Genomic DNA, 16394 nt, shown 5'->3' with positions numbered 1-16394 from the left:
GGGAACTCCCATCATTCGCTAGTCGGCGGTGACGAGCGGGTAGACGCCGTGCTCGTCGTGTACTTCCTGGCCGGTGACCGGTGGATTGAAGACGCACAGCATGCGCATACGGGTACGGGTGCGCAGGCGATGCTTCTCATGACCGTTGAGCAGGTACATCGATCCGGGACCCAGCTGGTAGGTGACGCCGTTGTCGAGATCCTCGAGCGTGCCCTCGCCCTCGACCAGCCACACCGCCTCCACATGATTGAGGTAGTGGAATTCATGCTCGGTGCCGGCTTCGATAGTGGTCTCGTGGAAGGAGAAACCGACGCCGTCACCGCCGAGCACAATGCGCTTGCTGCGCCAACCCGCCTCTGCCACATCGCGATCGGTGCCGGTGATCTCGGCGGTGGTTCGTACGATCATTTCAGCGCTCCTTCGCAGACCACGGCCACGGATTCGGCGAGAATGCCCAGTCCGTGTTCCAGTTCGGGGTCCGTAATAGTCAGTGGTGGAAGCAGTTTCACGACCTCGTCGTAGGCGCCGGAGGTCTCCGCCAGCAGGCCGCGTTCGAAGGCCACCTGGCACACCTTGCCCGCCTGCGAGGGATCCTCGAAGACCAAACCGTGCACCAGGCCACGCCCGCGCGTCGAGAGCCCTTCGAACGCGCCGGATAGTTCGCTCAGATTGCGGTGCACCAGTTCACCTTTGGCCAGCGTCGCATCGGTGAGCAAGGTGTCGGACCAGTAGTGCTCCAGTGCCACCCGCGCCGTCACGAACGACGGATTATTGCCGCGGAAGGTGCCATTGTGTTCACCGGGAGCCCACTGATCGAGCTCGGGGCGCATGAGCACCAGCGCCATCGGAAGCCCGTAGCCGCCAATCGATTTCGACAGTGTGACGATATCCGGGGTGATGCCCGCCGCCTCGAAGGAGAAGAACGGCCCGGTACGGCCGCAACCCATCTGCACATCGTCGACAATCAGCAGAATCTCACGCGTGGAACACAATTGGGCCAGGCTGCGCAGCCACTCCGGGCACGCGATATTGACCCCGCCCTCACCCTGCACGGTCTCCACGATCACCGCGGCGGGCTTGTCCACCCCGGAGGAAGCATCATCGAGGATGGTCTCCATCCACAGGAACGGATCATCGCCCGCGTCCGGTAGGTACCCGTCGAACGGCATGGGCGTGGCATGCAGTAGCGGTACGCCCGCACCGGCCCGCTTGGCCGCATTGCCGGTGACGGCCAGCGCGCCGAGGGTCATACCGTGAAATGCGTTGGTGAAGTTCAGGATTGTGGTCCGCCCGGTCACCTTGCGCGCCAGTTTCAGCGCCGCCTCGACCGCATTCGCCCCAGTCGGTCCCGGGAACTGCACCTTGTATTCCAGGCCGCGCGGCCGCAACACAGTGCTCTGAATGGTCTCCAGCAGTCGGCGCTTGGCGACGGTCGACATATCCAGGCCGTGCGTAATGCCGTCGGCCAGCACATATTCGACCAAAGCCTGCTTGAGCACCGGATTGTTGTGCCCGTAATTCAGCGCGCCCGCACCGGCGAAGAAGTCCAGGTAGTCGCGGCCGTCCTCATCGCGCAGCCAGGCGCCGGACGCGGTATCGAAGACTGTCGGCCAGGCCCGGCAATAGCCGCGCACATTCGATTCGAGTTCGTCGAAGATGGTCATATCGAGGGTAGTCATCATCCAACCTCCTGGTCGGGGGCTATACGGAACAGATGCTCGGGCTCATGGCCGTCGGGGAAATGGCCGGGATCGAATAGCGGACGACGGGTCAGCAGGGAACCGCGCCGCCGGGCGAGTGCGCTGAACATGGCGATGGAGGCCGTGTTATCAGGGGAAACAGTGGTTTCGAGCGCGGAGACACCCTGCTCGATCAGGCCGTCCAGCAGGAAACCGAGCATGGCCACGCCCAGGCCACGACCACGATGCGCGCGATCCACCGCGACCTGCCAGACGAAGAAGGTGCCGGGCTGCTGCGGGCGCAGATAACCGATGACGAATCCGCCCACCTCGCCGTCGATTTCGACGACCGCCGAGGTGGCCGCGAAATCCCGGCACCACAGCAGATAGGCATAACTCGAATTGGTGTCGAGGACTCCCGAATTCGCGGCGATACGCCACAATCGCGCGCCATCGTCCAGGACCGGGGTGCGTAGCAGCGCCGCGCTCTCGCCGTGCATCGAGCGCACCGGAGACGATACCGGTGGTGGCTCCGCGGTGATTTGCCGAACTAGTGCGTCGAATTTCGTGAATTGGGTCTGCATGACCCTTTCCAGGCTGGCGAACGAACTTTGAGGTCTGCTGATGGGTTCTTTACGATTGTGTGACGATCCCGTTTCAGGCAGCGGCGCTGGGCAGCCGGACGCTGAATCGCGCACCGCCGCCGGGGCGTTCGACACACTCCACCCGGCCGCGATGGGCGGCAACGGTTTCCGCGACCAATGCCAGGCCGATACCGGTGCCGCTGGCGGAGCGGCGCGCATTGCGGACGGTGGCGAAGCGTTCGAAGATCCGTTCCCGTTCCGCCGCGGGGACTCCGGGACCGGCGTCATCGACGGTGATCACCACCTCGGGGCCGGCGCGAACGGCGGAGACCGCGAGCACTCCCCCGCCGTGCCGGTTCGCATTGTCGAGCAGATTGCCTATCGCGCGCTCCAGCTCCAGCTTTCGACCGGTGACCAGCACTTCTCCGGTCACACGCAACAGCTCCTGGGCGTAGGAGCGGTCGGCGAGCATGTGGGTGAGCAGCTCTGCGGCACTGAGTGATTCGGTATCGCCGCGATGCACTCCGGCCTCGACTCGAGCCAGTTCGAGCATGTCGTCCAGAATGTGGCGCAGATGCTCGAGTTCGGCGCTGACGAATTCCAATGCGCGGCGGGATCTCTCGGGCAGCTCCCGCGAATGCCGGTTCAGCACACCGACACTGGTGATCAAGGTGGTCAGCGGCGTGCGGAGTTCATGGCTCACATCGCCGACCAGGCGGCGTTCGCGATCGACGCGCCGCTGCAGGGAATCGACCATGGTGTTGAAGTCCTCGACTGTCGTGGACAGGCGGCGAGTCGCCCAGACACCCACTGCCGCACCGAATATGGCCGCGCCCGCCGCGATCACCAGCCAGGCCGAGTCCGGCGGTCCGTCACGGCCGGCCAGGTACGCGACCGAGCCGACCAGCGCGGTGGTCAGCGCGAAGGCGAAAACCACCCGCCCACGCAGGCTTTCGGCCCGGCTACCGGGTGGCGTGCGATACCCGTTCGGATCGGCGGGCGAACCGCGCTCAGCGCTGCGCATCGAGCCGATAGCCGAGCCCCCGGACGGTGACCACAATCCGCGGATCGGAGGGATCATGCTCGATCTTGGTGCGCAGACGGCGCACATGCACATCGACTATCCGCTCATCACCGAAGAACCCACGGTCCCAAATGCGTTCGAGCAGCGCCGTCCGGCTCAATACCCGTCCAGGGCTCGCGGCCAGTTCACACAGCACCCGGAATTCGGTGATGGTCAGGTGCAGTTCCTCTTCGCCGCGCCGAACGGTCCCGCCATCGGGTGAGAGCACCAGCGGCGCCCGCGGATCCGCGTCCAGGACCAGCTCCTCCGGAGATTCGGGCAGCGTGTCGTCCTGCGCGTTCGCGAGTCGCGCACGCCTGCGCAACGCCCGCATACGCGCGGTGATCTCCTTGATCTCGAACGGCTTGGTGACGAAATCATCCGCGCCCGCCTCCAGCGCGGCGACCACATCATGGGTGTCGTCGCGCGCGCTGACGACGATGATCGGCACATCGTGATCCCGGCGCACCTCGCGAATACAGGTGAATCCGTCCATCTCACCGAGCATGAGATCGACGATCATCACATCCGGAACGCCGTGATCTCGCAGGTGTTCGAGCGCCGTCTCGGCCTCCTGCGCCTCGGCGACGTCATACCCCTCGTCCTCCATGGCGAGCCGCAGAGCGCCGCGAACCCGGTCGTCGTCCTCCACGATCATCAGGCTCGCACCCATACCCATCCCTCACCTGCACACGAGCGCGGCGAACCGCGCTCTCCCTATCGCGCACCCCGGCGGGTGCACACACGAACACCCCGAGTACCCGACCGAATCCATGCCAAACAGGCGGTCACACCTGATCCGCACTGGGCGGTGTGAGCCGCAGGCCGCGCACCAGCCGCGCACCCCGGCGCGCGCTGGCCACACTCGCCTCCACGACCGCGCGTGTCACGAAGTGCCCCAGTGCCGTCGCGACGAATACCGCGGCAATCAGAATCGGCGCCCACTCCCAGGTCAGCGCCAGCACCATGCGCTCGAAGGTGCCGCGCGGCTCGACCACCGGTTCCCAACTGTTGAGCCGCACCCAGCGACCCAGGAAAACGCCTATGGCGCAAAGGAAGTGAATGGTCAGCATGACCGGCGTGCGCCACGCCCCGAGCCCCGACCGCTCCAGAAACCCGCGTAGCTCGGCCAGCACCAGGTAGTAGGCCACGAACCCGGAGGCGATGAATACGCCGTACACGGGCAGGACCGTACTGACCACCGGGCCGTTTCCGATGGCTTTGATGTCATCGCGCAGGTGCACCAGATCGGTCACCACATAGGGCGCGTTGGGCAGGAACAGCATCAGCAGCACCGCCCCCGCCCACCACACCGGCGAGATCGGCAACCGCTTGCCCACCTGCGGCGTCGAACGGAAGACCAGTAGCGCGAGAGCCACTGGTATCCAAGCCAATACGGAGTTCCAGATCATCCACAACAGATCACGGTGCAGCACCCCCGAGAGGCTCGGCGTAACCGCATTCACCAAGTCCATGCATTCATAATGCATGGCGGCAGCACAAGTCGCCCGGGCGTCGCTGAAAGCGAGGCCCGGGCGCTTGTCTGGGTAGCAGCTAGGAGAACTTGATCTCGAGGCCGATACCGAGGATCGAGATCAACCAGATCACGCCGAGGAAGATGGTGATGCGGTCGAGGTTCTTCTCCACAACCGTCGAACCCGACAGACTGGACTGCACACCACCACCGAACAGGCTCGACAGACCTCCGCCCTTGGCGCGGTGCAACAGCACCAGCAGCACCAGCAGCACGCTGGTGATGATCAGGAGGATATCGAGGAACATGCGCATAGCTGGCATTGTATGTCGTCGTCAGAGGCGTAATCGCATACCCCCTGCTTACCGTCGCGCGCTTTCCGCAACGTCCCTCGATGTCCCGCCCGATCCTGCGATGTCCGAAAAATAGTGACACTGATTCTGACACTTCAGGTCCCGCGTTGTCCTGAGCAGAGAGACGAATCAAGATCGACGACCGTGCCAACCTCCAGCGCCATCAACCCCACCGAGAGCGCTACAGAGCAACCCATCCGCAATCGCGACGGCACGATCAATTCAAGCGCTATAATTCGAACCCATGTTCGAACGCTGGCCCAGCGAATCCGGACCCCGTTATGGCGGGTGGTCCAACCACCCAAGCCAGTGAACGTCAACCTCGGCATCGCCCTCCCCACCCACTCCCCCACGTTCGGTAGCAACCGACTGCCCTTGGGGGTCCACCAGCGGCGGACTCGACCTCACCGGGACCGTCCCTGGCCTACTCCACGCTTGGGTGCGCTCCCGTTCTCTGCACTCGGCAAGCTCCACCGAATCGGCCGCAGCGCTCCGCGCAGCGCCAGCTCGGCACGGTGAGCAACGCACTCTCATGGCGCTCCTTTAGGTCAAGACCCGATTGGGGTGTCGGGGTTATTCTGTTTGGTGGGTCCGGGATGTGGCTTGTCCGAAGGATCGGTGTGCGGGTTGAAACCAGTCGCGCTGGAGTCAGTAGTCGTTCCCGATTGCCCTCCCGGGCCTGCCGATTCACCTGTGCCCTGATCGGCGAGCATGCATGCGTAGATGACGTTGGAGAGCCGTCGTTTCAAGGCTCTCAGGGCTTCCATCGAGGTCTTGCCCGCGAGTCGTTTGCGGTCGTAGTAGGCGCGGCCGGCGGTGCGGTGCCGCACCTGGACCACGGCCATGATGTGTAGCACTCGGTTGATTTTGCGGTTGCCCGAGCGGGAAAGCCGGTGCCGCTGTTGATCTCCCGAGGAGGCATCCAAGGGTGCGGTGCCGTTCCAGGACGCGAACCGGTCTCGAGTAGCGAACCGATGAATATCGCCGGTGTCGACCAAAAGCCTTGCCGCGCTGGAAGGTCCGATGCCGTTGAGGTTCATCAATGTTGAGCCGCGGTCTGCGACCAGCGCTCGCAGTTCCTTGTCGGCGGCTTTGATCTTGCCGTCGATGGTTTCGAGTTCGTCGACCTGCTCGACTACCAGCCGTTTCCGAACGAGCCCCACTGCATCGATCGGAGTGAGCGTGGCCAGCAGGGCGCGGGCTTGCATGGCGGAGAGGGACTTCTTCGCTCCGCCGGGCACCTGAAGAGGCGGATCGCTGAGCGTGTGGCCTGCGGTGATTCCGGCGACGAGCGCGAGTTCGCCTTCTACCCGCCGCAACTGGGGTCACCGTATCGGGAACGCCTGGCGGATATGGGTGCTCGCCGATACGGCGCGCTCGGTATCGCTGCCGATGACGCACAGGCCCGTGCGCGAGTTCGAGCCGAGAACTGGAACTGTTTCGGCGCTTCGACGGCGCTCTTCTGCTACCTCGACCGCGACATGTCAACGCCACAATGGGCAGACTCGGGCATGTTCCTCCAGACGGTGATGCTGCTCCTTCGCGCCGAAGGGCTACACAGCTGCACTCAAATCGCTTGGGCGGAATACCACCACACTGTCAACGAGCTGATCTCTCCACCGAACGAGCGAATGCTCTTCTGCGGCATGTCCGTCGGCTACGCAAACCCTGCCTCGACCCACCCTTCCATCCCTCGGGCTCCCCTCACCGAAACAGTGACGTTCCTGGAGTGACCGACCGCCTCAACCAACCAACCACACAGGCGCACGACAACATCGGGTCTGTCCAGATAACGGCTCTGGCTCACTTCCGGTGGTGACGTATGGCTGCTGGCGGCACGATGTTGCAGTGCATGAGGTGAATGTGCCTGCCGTGGTGGTGTTTTCGGGGCTAGCGCCGCTGGTGGTGGAGGGTGTTGTCGATGAGGGTGGGCGGATTCTGGTTCGGGCGCGGACGCCGGGCGGTCTGGCCGCCTGCCCTGCCTGCGGGGCGGAGTCGGCGCGGGTGCACGGGTATCACCAGCGGATCGTGGCCGACGTGCCCCTTGATGGCCGGGCTGTGACGCTGCAGGTGCGAGCCCGCCGGTTACTGTGCCCGACACCGCACTGCCGCACCACCTTTCGTGAACAGGTACCGGGTGTTCTGGAGCGCTATCAGCGTCGGACTTCGCGTCTGAACGTGCAGGTTCGGTCGGTGGTGCGGGAGTTGGCCGGCCGCGCCGGCATTCGACTACTGGCGGCGCTGCCGGTGCGGTTGTCGCGTCACACCGCGATCCGCATTCTGCTGCGGATCCCGTTGCCGCAGCGGACGATACCGAAAGCACTGGGCGTGGACGACTTCGCGTTGCGCCGAGGCCAGCATTAGGCCAGCGTCCTGATCGACGCCGCCACCCATCAACGCATCGACGTGCTGGCCGATCGAAAGTCCGACTCGTTGCGTGTCTGGCTGTGCGAGCACCCCGGTGTCGAGGTCGTAGTGCGTGACGGATCCACAGCCTATGCCGAGGGTGCCCGCCGAGCCCTGCCCGGCGTGGTGCAGGCACCGGACCGCTGGCACCTATGGAACGGACTGTGCCGGGTGGCCGAGAAAGCGGTTGTCGCCCACAGTGCTTGCTGGGCCCAGGCCGGGCCGAAGCGCAGAACGTTGACCCGCGAGCACACCACCCTGGAACGCTGGCACGCCGTGCATGATCTGCTCGACCAAGGCGTCGGGCTGCTGGACTGTTCGCGTCGACTGGATCTGGCACTCAACACCGTCAAACGCTATGCACGAGTGCCGGAACCGGATCGGCTGCGTCGCCCACCGCAATATCGGGCCTGCCAGGTCGACCCCTACCGCGATCATCTCCGTGATCGCCCGCCGAGCCCGGCGTTCCGGTCTTGTACCTCTTCGAAGAATTGAAAGTCCTGGGCTACACCGGCAGCCTTAACCTGCTTTATAAGTACCTCAACCAGGGCCGACACGTCAGCGATCGGATCTTGCCGTCGCCGCGGCGGCTGACCAGTTGGATCATGACCCGCCCGGGCAGGTTGTCCGATCAGCATCGCGTCCACCTCGATGAACTGCCTGCGGCCTGTCCCGAGATGACCGCCCTCGCTCGACTGGTGCACGAGTTCGCTCAAATCATGGGCAATCGGCGGGGCGCCGAAATCGACTGCTGGATCAAGCAAGTCCGCGAAGCCGGCCTGATCGAGCTGGAACCATTTCTGACCGGTGTCGATCAAGACCACGACGCGGTCGTCGCGGGTCTCACCCTGCCCTACAGCAACGGACCGATCGAAGACGTCAACACGAAAACCAAAATGATCAAACGACAAATGTATGGCCGCGCCGGATTCGACCTGCTCCGACACCGGATCCTGCTGGCATGACCCCGGCCGACTGTCACCACCGGAAGTGAGCCAGAGCCGTTATCCCTGGACAGACCCGACCGGCCTGAATTGGGTCATCGACTGCTCGCGCCCCGACGTAGCCGAGTGGTTCGCCGCCGTTCTCTGCGCCCGGCCGACCTGACATGTCATTTCGAGATTCACCCGCGCGGCCATGACAATGGCCTGGTTCGGCGGCTCATGTGTCGGCCGAACCGCTGGCCGGTGGCGGTGTGCGTCCCGGGTTCGGGCGGATCCCAGTTCAGGATGGTGATAGCCGGACGATGCGGAACAATCCTCGAGGTGACAGGCGACCCCAGATTCAACGAGACTCCGTTGGCTTATACAGCTTTGGCTGGGCAGAACTTGGATTTGCTGACCTCTCAGGAGCGCGAGGTGATCAGCGCGTACTCGGGCGACGCCTACCGGGACGTCAATCGCGCGATGCGGGGCGAGATCACGATGACGCCCCCGCTGGCGCGCCGGATCGCGCTTATCCGATCCGGGCTGCGCAGGTACCCGATCGACCATGCGGTTCGAGTCAGCCGGATAGTGGACGCGGCGTTCTTCGACATCACCGACGACGCGTCCGTACATGCAATCCTCGGCGAGGAATTTGTCGAGCCAGCCTTTCTGTCGACGAGTGGGCTGGCAACTCCACCCCCGACAGGCATCCGCGCGGCCAACCCAGTGATCGTTGACATGATCGTGCCCAGAGGCACACCCGCGCTGCGGTTGGGGGAAATCGCCGAGGTTCCCTATGAACGGGAGGTACTTATCATCGACGCCCGTACAACGTTGCCTGTTGGTGTAGTCCGTGACGAAGCGCGTAATATGTGGCGAATCCAAGCAATCGTGTTGGAGGGTGAATCATGAGCGCATTGAACGAGCCGTGGCGACCCATCCGTGTCAAACTCACCCCTGAGCAGCTCGAGAAGCGCCGCCGCCAGGCAGAAGAAGCCCTTGGTCGTCCGCTGCCTCCCCTGCCGACTCCCACCGGGCGGCGCGACAGTTGAGCTGCCTGCGCTTGTGAAGACGTAACCAACAACACGCGGTCACGACACCTGCTCGCCTTCGACCCCGCCGAGCTCTCGCACAAGAGGTTCGGTGGCGGCGCGGGCGGTGTGGCATCTACGGTGAGCCAGCAGGAGGCACCGCGGTGCCCAACAGTCCGTCAAGGGCGTTTCGGATTCGTGGGATCTCCTCGCTGCCGGTAGTGGGCAGGCGGAGTAAGGGGATGCGGTATTTGGCGCAGATGCTGTTCTTCAACCGGTCGCGAGCCAGCTGTTCGGGGTTGTTCTCATGGTATTCGAACCCGTCGACTTCGATCGCGCAGGTGCGTTGCTTGGTGACACGGTTGAATACGACGAAGTCGACCGAGGCCTTGTTGCGCACCAACCGCGCTTCTGCGGGGGTGAGCTTGTCTATGTCGGGCAGCATGTTTCGCAGGTACACCTGCGGCTGGACGGCCAAGCCGCGATAGTTCGATTCCTGCAGTAGGTCATCGAGGACGGTGGCGATGATGTCCTCTGAGAGGTAATCCGATCGGCGGCGCACGCGTGCTGCCAGAGGACGCAAGCGAGCGGCATAGTCCCGGTAGAGCAGGTCGAATACCGAGACGATCGAGCTGTCGAACACTCCGCTGCCCGGATTGCGATAGCCGATGTAGCCGATCAGATCCCGCAGATTAGTACTGCGAGGCAGCATTTCATTGTTCGTCACCAGGACGAACCGCTTCTTCGCCCGCGAGACAGCGACATTGACCATGTGGGGATCATCGAGGAACCCGAGCCCGAAGCGGTCGTTCTCGTCGGAGGTTTCGTCCAGGACCGTCGTCATGACGATCACGTCTTTCTCCCGACCCTGGAAGCGGTGGATGGTGTCGGCCTCGACCGCATCGATGAGTGCGTCGGTGACCTTGGAGACCTGTTTGCGGTACGGGGTGGTGACACCGATATCTTCGGCGGCGAACCCCCCGCAGTACCGCCGCAGTACCTCACGTTCGATGACATCGACTTCGCGTTGGTTCGAACGGCTCCCGACTCTGTGTCGACGCATGTGGTTGCCCGGCTCCGTTCGCGCCACGACCATCGACTGCCATCCCGGTGTGCGAGTTGTGAAGGTGATCAGAGTGTCGTCGTAGTATTTCTGATTGCAGAATCCGATGATGTCAGGGTCGCAGCGGTAGTGCTCGCGCAATATGGTGCGCGGCAATGTCTTTCCGTACCTGTCGCCCACTGAGGACAGGATGCTGTGCCGTTCGTAGTCGTATTCGGGATAGGGCGCGCGGGGACCGGCGCCCTGGTCCAGGCCCGCGATGTGCGCCAGTTGCTGGAGATCTCCGACGATGACAACATTTCTGGTGCACGCGAGTACCGCGGCAGCCTCGAGGAGGGTGACCTGTGAGGCTTCGTCGATGATGAGGTAGTCGATCATACGTCCGACGCCGATACTGCGCTGAAGCGAATGGCAGGTACTCAGGACGACCGGATAGTCGCGGCTGAATCGGTTCCAGTCATTCAGGTAGTGCTTGTCGTAAACGCCCGGGCGATGATCGGTGTACCTGTGGCGCAAGCGGTCCAAGAGCCAATACCGCGACTGTTCGCGATGCCGATCGAGCAGTTGATCGAATTGTGCTGTCTGCAAGGACTTTTCGAGTCGGGCAAGTTCCTGCTCGAGTTCGGCGATCTTCTTGTCGAAGTAGAGGCGTTGCAGCCGCAACACCACCTCGACGTCGGCGGCGTCGACCGCGCGCATCGAGCGGTATCGCATCCAATGTGTGATTCGATCCACCACCTCGACCAGTGCACCCGTGCGGGCCATCTCGGGATCGGTGTCGGCGATATAGCCGAGAATGCGGTCCGCGTCCCATCGCCACACCGGCAACAGCCCGGGATCGGGCAGCGACTGCCGATCGAAATGGGCCATGAAGTGTTCGCGCTCGAGCTGGTAGGCATGGTGTTCGGATCGGCGCTGCGCGAGTTGTCGTTCGGTGGCTTGCAGCCTCCGTAGCCGATCGTCCAGAGCGGCCATCTGTTTGGCGGAGGCCACAGCAGGTCCGATGTCTGCCAGGAGTTGATCGATGAGATGGTTACGCGTCGACTGCGATCGTGCGGTGAGGAACTGTGTTCGCCTATCCGCGTTTCCCAGATTGGCCACCACATAGCCAATCCCGACGTCATCGAGTTTTCCGCGCACATTGTCGACAGCGCCATTGTTGGATGACACGACCGCGACCGTCTTCGATTCGTCGAGCAGGATGTTGGCGATCAGATTGAGGATAGTCTGGGTCTTGCCGGTGCCCGGCGGGCCGTCGATCGCCGAGATCGGGAAACGCAACGCATGCTCAATGGCCTCGCGCTGGCTGAGATTGGTTTCGAAGGGATAGATCCGTGGCGCGGGTACCTCGGACCGGGCCCCGATGGGCTCGGCAGTGAGATAGCGGTGCAGCACGCTCTCGGGGTGAACGAAACTCAGCTGATCCAGCGCCTCACTCAGCAAGAAACTTTCGCTGGACAGCAGCGCCCCTACCTCTCGCCAATACTTCAGTACGGCAGCGGCTCTCGGTTCGGCCGCGCCGTTTCCGACGATCTCGACTCGACTGGCATGGCACGCTTGCCAGCGCCGTTCACGGGTGAACAGGTGCCACCAGCCGCCGTCCGGGGTATCGAAATAGTAAGCGCCACCGGCACTGTCGCATACCGCGCCATCGACCAGGATCGCGGAATGCGCGTCCAGGGGCATCTGGCGCGGATCCGCGGCGATGTGTACCCGGCCACTGTTGTACTGATATGGACTGCCGTCACCGAATCGCAAATAGACCCAGCGCCCTTCGACTCGGTACTCGGTGATTCGCGAGGTCTTGTTCTCGACGGATTGTCCGTCGCGGGCGGACACCAGCACAGCGATGCGACGGGGGTCGATCAATGCAGCCACACTCCCACCACTGCCAGCAGCACGATCACCAGGGTGGCGATCGCCAGCAGCGACCACCACGGCACCCGCCCGCGCGGGGGCACGTCGCCCCAGGGGTCGCGACGCAGCGGCGGGGTTTGAACCGGGTGCGAGGGTTTGAGGATCGGTGTCGGGGAGGACTTCGGCTGCGAGCTGGAGTAGGGAGCGGGTCCCGGAGCCGAACGCGGCGCACCGTGGGACAACCGAGACGATGGGGGCGGTGACGCGGGCGTCGGATTCCGCGGCACGGCGATTCCGTACGGACGGTACGGTGACGAAAAATCCGAGTTCGTAGTCGGAGCTTGGCGTGGCGGTACGGCCCGGGGTGGCGATGTGGCTGGAGGAGTCTGTGCCTGCACGGCGGGCGGAGAAACGGGAAAGTCTCGATACATCTCACTGAGCCGAGCCTGCCGCTGAGCCTGAACGGCCGAACGATCATGCTGTGGCGGAACGGGTTTAGGCAGTGTCGCGGGGGACGCGGGCGGAAATGTCGACTTGTTCACGACCGCGCGTGGCGGCGTCGGCGGACGTTGTCCCGCAGGCGGGCCCGCGGACGGTGGGGTGATCAGTGCGGCGATCTGCTCGTCAGTGGACTGACGTAGCAGGCCGGCACGCACAAGCTCGATCTGCGGAACAGACGTTCCCCGGTTGACGTAGATCACGACGGTGCCGGTGATCGCGACCTGCCAACCGTGCAACGCCGATAGTCGACGCTTTCCCTCGGGCAAGGCTTTTCCATAGTCCGCGAAGAGTTTTCGAGCGATATCGTCGTAGGCGACGATCGTGAAATCGCCTTTGGGCCACTCACCGAAGTTGATCAGCGCGATATCACGGCCCGAGCGCCCGATCGTCATGGTCGCGAATCTGATCCTGCCGTACACGGTCACCGTGTCACCCGCGCGGGCGAGTAGCTCCTCACGGTTCCGGGCGTCGATGACTTCCCCTGCGGCAAGTGCGAACCCGCCCGCTGTCGGCACGGCCATCGTGCCGCCGACCAACACGCGCTCGACAAAGTCGTAGTCGGTTCGACACGCCATACTCAGGCGCCGCGCGGCATCAGCGACAGCGGGCATGCGGGCCAGCGCCGCGAACACCGGCGAGTTGTCCGGATCGACGAAATCACGTGCGGAGAAGATCAGATTCTCGCCGGTTCCGCCGAAATCCTCCCAGAGCGCGGGTCGTTGACCCAGTGCACGGAGCGATACATCGATAACCGCGGACGCGAACGCATCGGCGCTCAAATCGAAGCGTTCCCCACGACCGGGATGCTGATAGTTGCGATGTCCCTGCTCGATCGCCCGCAATGTCATGGACTCGAACGCGTTGAGATACATGCCGTCGTAATCGATCAGGGAGATCGAAAGATCCTGGCCGACAACAATATTGCCGTGCTGAAGGTCGCCGTGCGCAGCACCGGCGCGGCGCAATGCGGCGACCGCGGCACCGATCCCGGTCCGCACCTTCTCGATCGCGGCACGGTCACGGTGCGCGTCCTCGATCCAGTCCTCGACCCACACACCCAGCATTTCGCCTGCGGCCCAACGCATCCGCACCATCGGATACCCGTTGCCGCCGACAACGATCCCGTCATCCTGATACACGGCATCGATCAGGAAGGTCAGCTCCGGGTGCGCCGTGATGAACCGATGGATATGTTCGTATCGTTCCCGCAGTTGGCGCTCGCTCTGGCCTTGCTTGTGAAAGCAGCGCACCGCATACAGATCACGATCGGCCGCCTGGACGGCGAACGTCGCGGCGAATCCACCGGACGCGACCGACGGCATACCTTGCGCGTTCAACACCGTTCTGCCGGCACGTAATACACCGACATTGCGAAACGCGGTGCCGGGATTCTGCACTGCGCGTTGATAATCCAACAGACTGGGCAATCTCATGGTTCAACCAGGCAGATAGTGGTGTCGTCGTTGTCCATCCCTTCCTGACGCGCCGCGGTCACCCACACGCGAAAGTCACAGTCGTTCCAAGGCACCGCGGACAAGTCGAGCAGTTCTCCGGAATGGTGGCGCTTCAGCAGGAATTTGGCCGCCGCGTCAGAGGCGAGCACCAGTTGATCCCCGCTCAGGTATGGCTTCTCGGCAGCCCAGATCGAATCCCCATGGGATCGATCACCAGCGCGAGTGGAGATCAGCGGCGGCCTGCTGCCGAATTGGCTGGGATGGTCCAGTGGGCCCGCCGCGATCACGCGCCCGGCACGGAGATGCAGAAGACACGAATCACCGACAGCGACGACCTGATATCGATGACCGACCACATCGACATCGACTCCGACGAATGCCGCCGCTCCCCCGGATTGCAGTTTCGCCAGCGCGTACCAGGGCAGCTGCTCATCATGTACTCGTCGCGCCCAATCCGCACGTAGTTCTTCCAGAACATCCAGATCCAGCACGTCCAAACCGTCCACGACAAACGCCCACGCCAAAATCTCGGCCCACACTTCGGGCCGAGCGGTGGTGAACGCGCCGTCGGCGAGCGCGAAGCGCGGTCGCGACCCGACGATCGCGCGGTCGTCGTTCTCATCGGATTCACGGCCCGCTTTGCGCCGGGTCGCGAGCCGCGCGGCCGGTACTCGCGGCCTCGTATCCGTTGTGCTCAACGCGATTTCCCGGGTATCGATCACAACATGGGCTGGTCGTCGACGTCGGGTTCCTCATCGGCGCTATCGATTTCGGCATCATCAGCGCCGACGGCGTCGGTGTCCTCGACGAGATCCTTCAGACCGGTGGGTGTAACCGCCCGCGTGCCGATATCGAGGAAGTCGATCACCATCGTGACATCGGCGTTGAAGAGGAACCCCCGCGATCCTGCTGTCACCGGATACCCCAGTGCCGCAGCGGCTTCCAGCAACGCCGGCGGCAGCACACTGGAAGCCTCGAACAATACTTTTGCGTTCGGATCAGTTAGCGCTTCCGCAGTGTCAGGAAACGCCACCGCCTGACCACCCAACGCGGACAAGTGCAGATTGAACACCAGCACCGCACCGTCGTCAGTGGACAATCCACGAATCCGAGCCGCCGCATCACCCGGATTGCCATCCGTACTGGCGCCATCGGTCACATTGATCACGATCGGCGGAAAACTCGAAGGATGCGCGGCACACCACGCCGCGATCACCGGCTCGGCATGGGTGAACGCCGACACCATCGGCGTCGCGCCATCAGCGAGCGGATCCACCCACACCGGCATCTGCTGCGACTCCGACACCACGCCCCCGGCTCCGTCGGGTACCCGCCGCGTGACCGAATCGACGCGGCGTGGATGCTCGGCCAATTCCTTGACCGGCAACACCGGTCGCTCGGCGTCGGCGCCGAACAGGATCGGGCTGATCCGAGCCCCGTAGCCGACCACGCCGACCTCGAAATAGCTGTAGACTTTCTCTCCGCCACGGCTACACAGCAACACCGCGTTGCCCAGCAGATTGTTCACCGCCAATGCCAGTGCCTGAGCCTTGGTTCCCTGCCCCTGTCCGGAGGGCTCGGACATCGAAAACGACTGGTCCACCAGCAGCATCAACAGCGCGGGTTGTTTACGGTTGATTTCCGCCGAATACATGGCACTCCATCCTGTGACGACAACTCGGCGACCCACGCCAGAACCCCCACCCGCGTCCGCGGTTGCCGTTCCCCCGTTGGTCAACGAAATACGCTGAGGTACTTACCCTTCCGAACAACCAGCCCCGGGCGACAGACATCCTGTGCCGCACCGGCGACCGACCGTGCCAGATCAGCGACAACCCGGCGAGGAGGCGGCACAGGCCGTAACTCTGTTGGGCCGCAGGTCAATCGAGGTGACCGGTGCTGGTGCCGGGCAGTTTCACGCGCACCGTGCCGCTCGCGACCGCTCACGGATTTCTCTCGCGGACTGGCGGTTTCGGTATGTCAGATTGTCGCGACGGTTCTCC

The 16394-nt window shown here is 63.7% G+C and carries 15 protein-coding genes and 1 pseudogene; 4 read left to right on the top strand and 12 right to left on the bottom strand.

The features are described from left to right. Positions 1 to 18: 18 nt before the first annotated feature. The 8 genes from GFY24_RS08390 to GFY24_RS41725 form a co-directional block, all read right to left on the bottom strand. Positions 19 to 408: an ectoine synthase gene (locus GFY24_RS08390; RefSeq protein ID WP_153804416.1), complete on the bottom strand. Its 390-nt coding sequence runs from the start codon at positions 406 to 408 to the stop codon at positions 19 to 21. Then, positions 405 to 1679: a diaminobutyrate--2-oxoglutarate transaminase gene (gene ectB / locus GFY24_RS08385; RefSeq protein ID WP_153804724.1), complete on the bottom strand. Its 1275-nt coding sequence runs from the start codon at positions 1677 to 1679 to the stop codon at positions 405 to 407. Before ectB ends, GFY24_RS08390 begins: the two co-directional genes overlap by 4 nt. Continuing rightward, complete coding sequence (gene ectA / locus GFY24_RS08380) at positions 1679 to 2179, bottom strand: diaminobutyrate acetyltransferase (protein WP_153804415.1); 501 nt, start codon at positions 2177 to 2179, stop codon at positions 1679 to 1681. The genes ectB and ectA overlap by 1 nt, the downstream gene beginning before the upstream one ends. A gap of 157 nt (positions 2180 to 2336) precedes the next feature. Further along, complete coding sequence (locus GFY24_RS08375) at positions 2337 to 3287, bottom strand: cell wall metabolism sensor histidine kinase WalK (protein WP_228566102.1); 951 nt, start codon at positions 3285 to 3287, stop codon at positions 2337 to 2339. Further along, complete coding sequence (locus GFY24_RS08370) at positions 3274 to 3999, bottom strand: response regulator transcription factor (protein ID WP_153804413.1); 726 nt, start codon at positions 3997 to 3999, stop codon at positions 3274 to 3276. Before GFY24_RS08370 ends, GFY24_RS08375 begins: the two co-directional genes overlap by 14 nt. Before the next feature lie 115 nt (positions 4000 to 4114). Continuing rightward, entirely contained in the window at positions 4115 to 4801 is a 687-nt protein-coding gene (locus GFY24_RS08365) for a DUF1361 domain-containing protein (protein ID WP_153804412.1), read from the bottom strand. Between the two features lie 79 nt (positions 4802 to 4880). Then, positions 4881 to 5114, bottom strand: a complete 234-nt coding sequence (gene secG, locus GFY24_RS08360; RefSeq protein WP_067564549.1) for a preprotein translocase subunit SecG — start codon at positions 5112 to 5114, stop codon at positions 4881 to 4883. Positions 5115 to 5701: 587 nt separating this feature from the next. After that, the gene (locus tag GFY24_RS41725; protein WP_153804411.1) at positions 5702 to 6472 is read right to left on the bottom strand and encodes a transposase; all 771 of its coding nucleotides are present in this window, start codon (positions 6470 to 6472) and stop codon (positions 5702 to 5704) included. A 33-nt stretch (positions 6473 to 6505) separates the two neighbouring features. On the opposite strand from GFY24_RS41725, the gene GFY24_RS41720 reads away from it, so the two are divergent. The 4 genes and pseudogenes from GFY24_RS41720 to GFY24_RS08335 all read left to right on the top strand — a co-directional run bounded on the left by GFY24_RS41720 (position 6506) and on the right by GFY24_RS08335 (position 9537). Next, complete coding sequence (locus GFY24_RS41720; RefSeq protein ID WP_228566101.1) at positions 6506 to 6886, top strand: nitroreductase family protein; 381 nt, start codon at positions 6506 to 6508, stop codon at positions 6884 to 6886. 145 nt (positions 6887 to 7031) lie between these two features. Further along, positions 7032 to 8524 (top strand): annotated as a pseudogene (locus GFY24_RS08345) (ISL3 family transposase). 300 nt (positions 8525 to 8824) lie between these two features. After that, the gene (locus GFY24_RS08340; RefSeq protein ID WP_194852785.1) at positions 8825 to 9397 is read left to right on the top strand and encodes an ADP-ribosyltransferase; all 573 of its coding nucleotides are present in this window, start codon (positions 8825 to 8827) and stop codon (positions 9395 to 9397) included. After that, positions 9394 to 9537 (top strand): hypothetical protein, encoded by a 144-nt coding sequence (locus tag GFY24_RS08335; protein WP_153804409.1) that lies wholly within the window; start codon positions 9394 to 9396, stop codon positions 9535 to 9537. Before GFY24_RS08340 ends, GFY24_RS08335 begins: the two co-directional genes overlap by 4 nt. A 115-nt stretch (positions 9538 to 9652) precedes the next feature. Here the strand turns inward: GFY24_RS08335 and GFY24_RS08330 are convergent, their stop codons facing one another. From GFY24_RS08330 to GFY24_RS08315, 4 genes are read right to left on the bottom strand one after another with little or no spacing between them, the layout of a single operon-like run. Beyond that, the gene (locus GFY24_RS08330; RefSeq protein ID WP_153804408.1) at positions 9653 to 12457 is read right to left on the bottom strand and encodes an AAA domain-containing protein; all 2805 of its coding nucleotides are present in this window, start codon (positions 12455 to 12457) and stop codon (positions 9653 to 9655) included. After that, positions 12445 to 14370, bottom strand: coding sequence for a hypothetical protein (locus GFY24_RS08325; RefSeq protein ID WP_153804407.1), 1926 nt, complete (start codon positions 14368 to 14370; stop codon positions 12445 to 12447). The genes GFY24_RS08330 and GFY24_RS08325 overlap by 13 nt, the downstream gene beginning before the upstream one ends. Beyond that, entirely contained in the window at positions 14367 to 15089 is a 723-nt protein-coding gene (locus GFY24_RS08320; protein WP_153804406.1) for a hypothetical protein, read from the bottom strand. The genes GFY24_RS08325 and GFY24_RS08320 overlap by 4 nt, the downstream gene beginning before the upstream one ends. A gap of 20 nt (positions 15090 to 15109) precedes the next feature. Continuing rightward, positions 15110 to 16045: a VWA domain-containing protein gene (locus tag GFY24_RS08315; RefSeq protein WP_228566099.1), complete on the bottom strand. Its 936-nt coding sequence runs from the start codon at positions 16043 to 16045 to the stop codon at positions 15110 to 15112. Between the last annotated feature and the right edge of the window lie 349 nt (positions 16046 to 16394).

Origin of the sequence: Nocardia sp. SYP-A9097 (assembly GCF_009649815.1) — a bacterium.
Classification (GTDB): domain Bacteria; phylum Actinomycetota; class Actinomycetes; order Mycobacteriales; family Mycobacteriaceae; genus Nocardia.
This window is presented reverse-complemented; position numbering and strand designations above follow the sequence as displayed.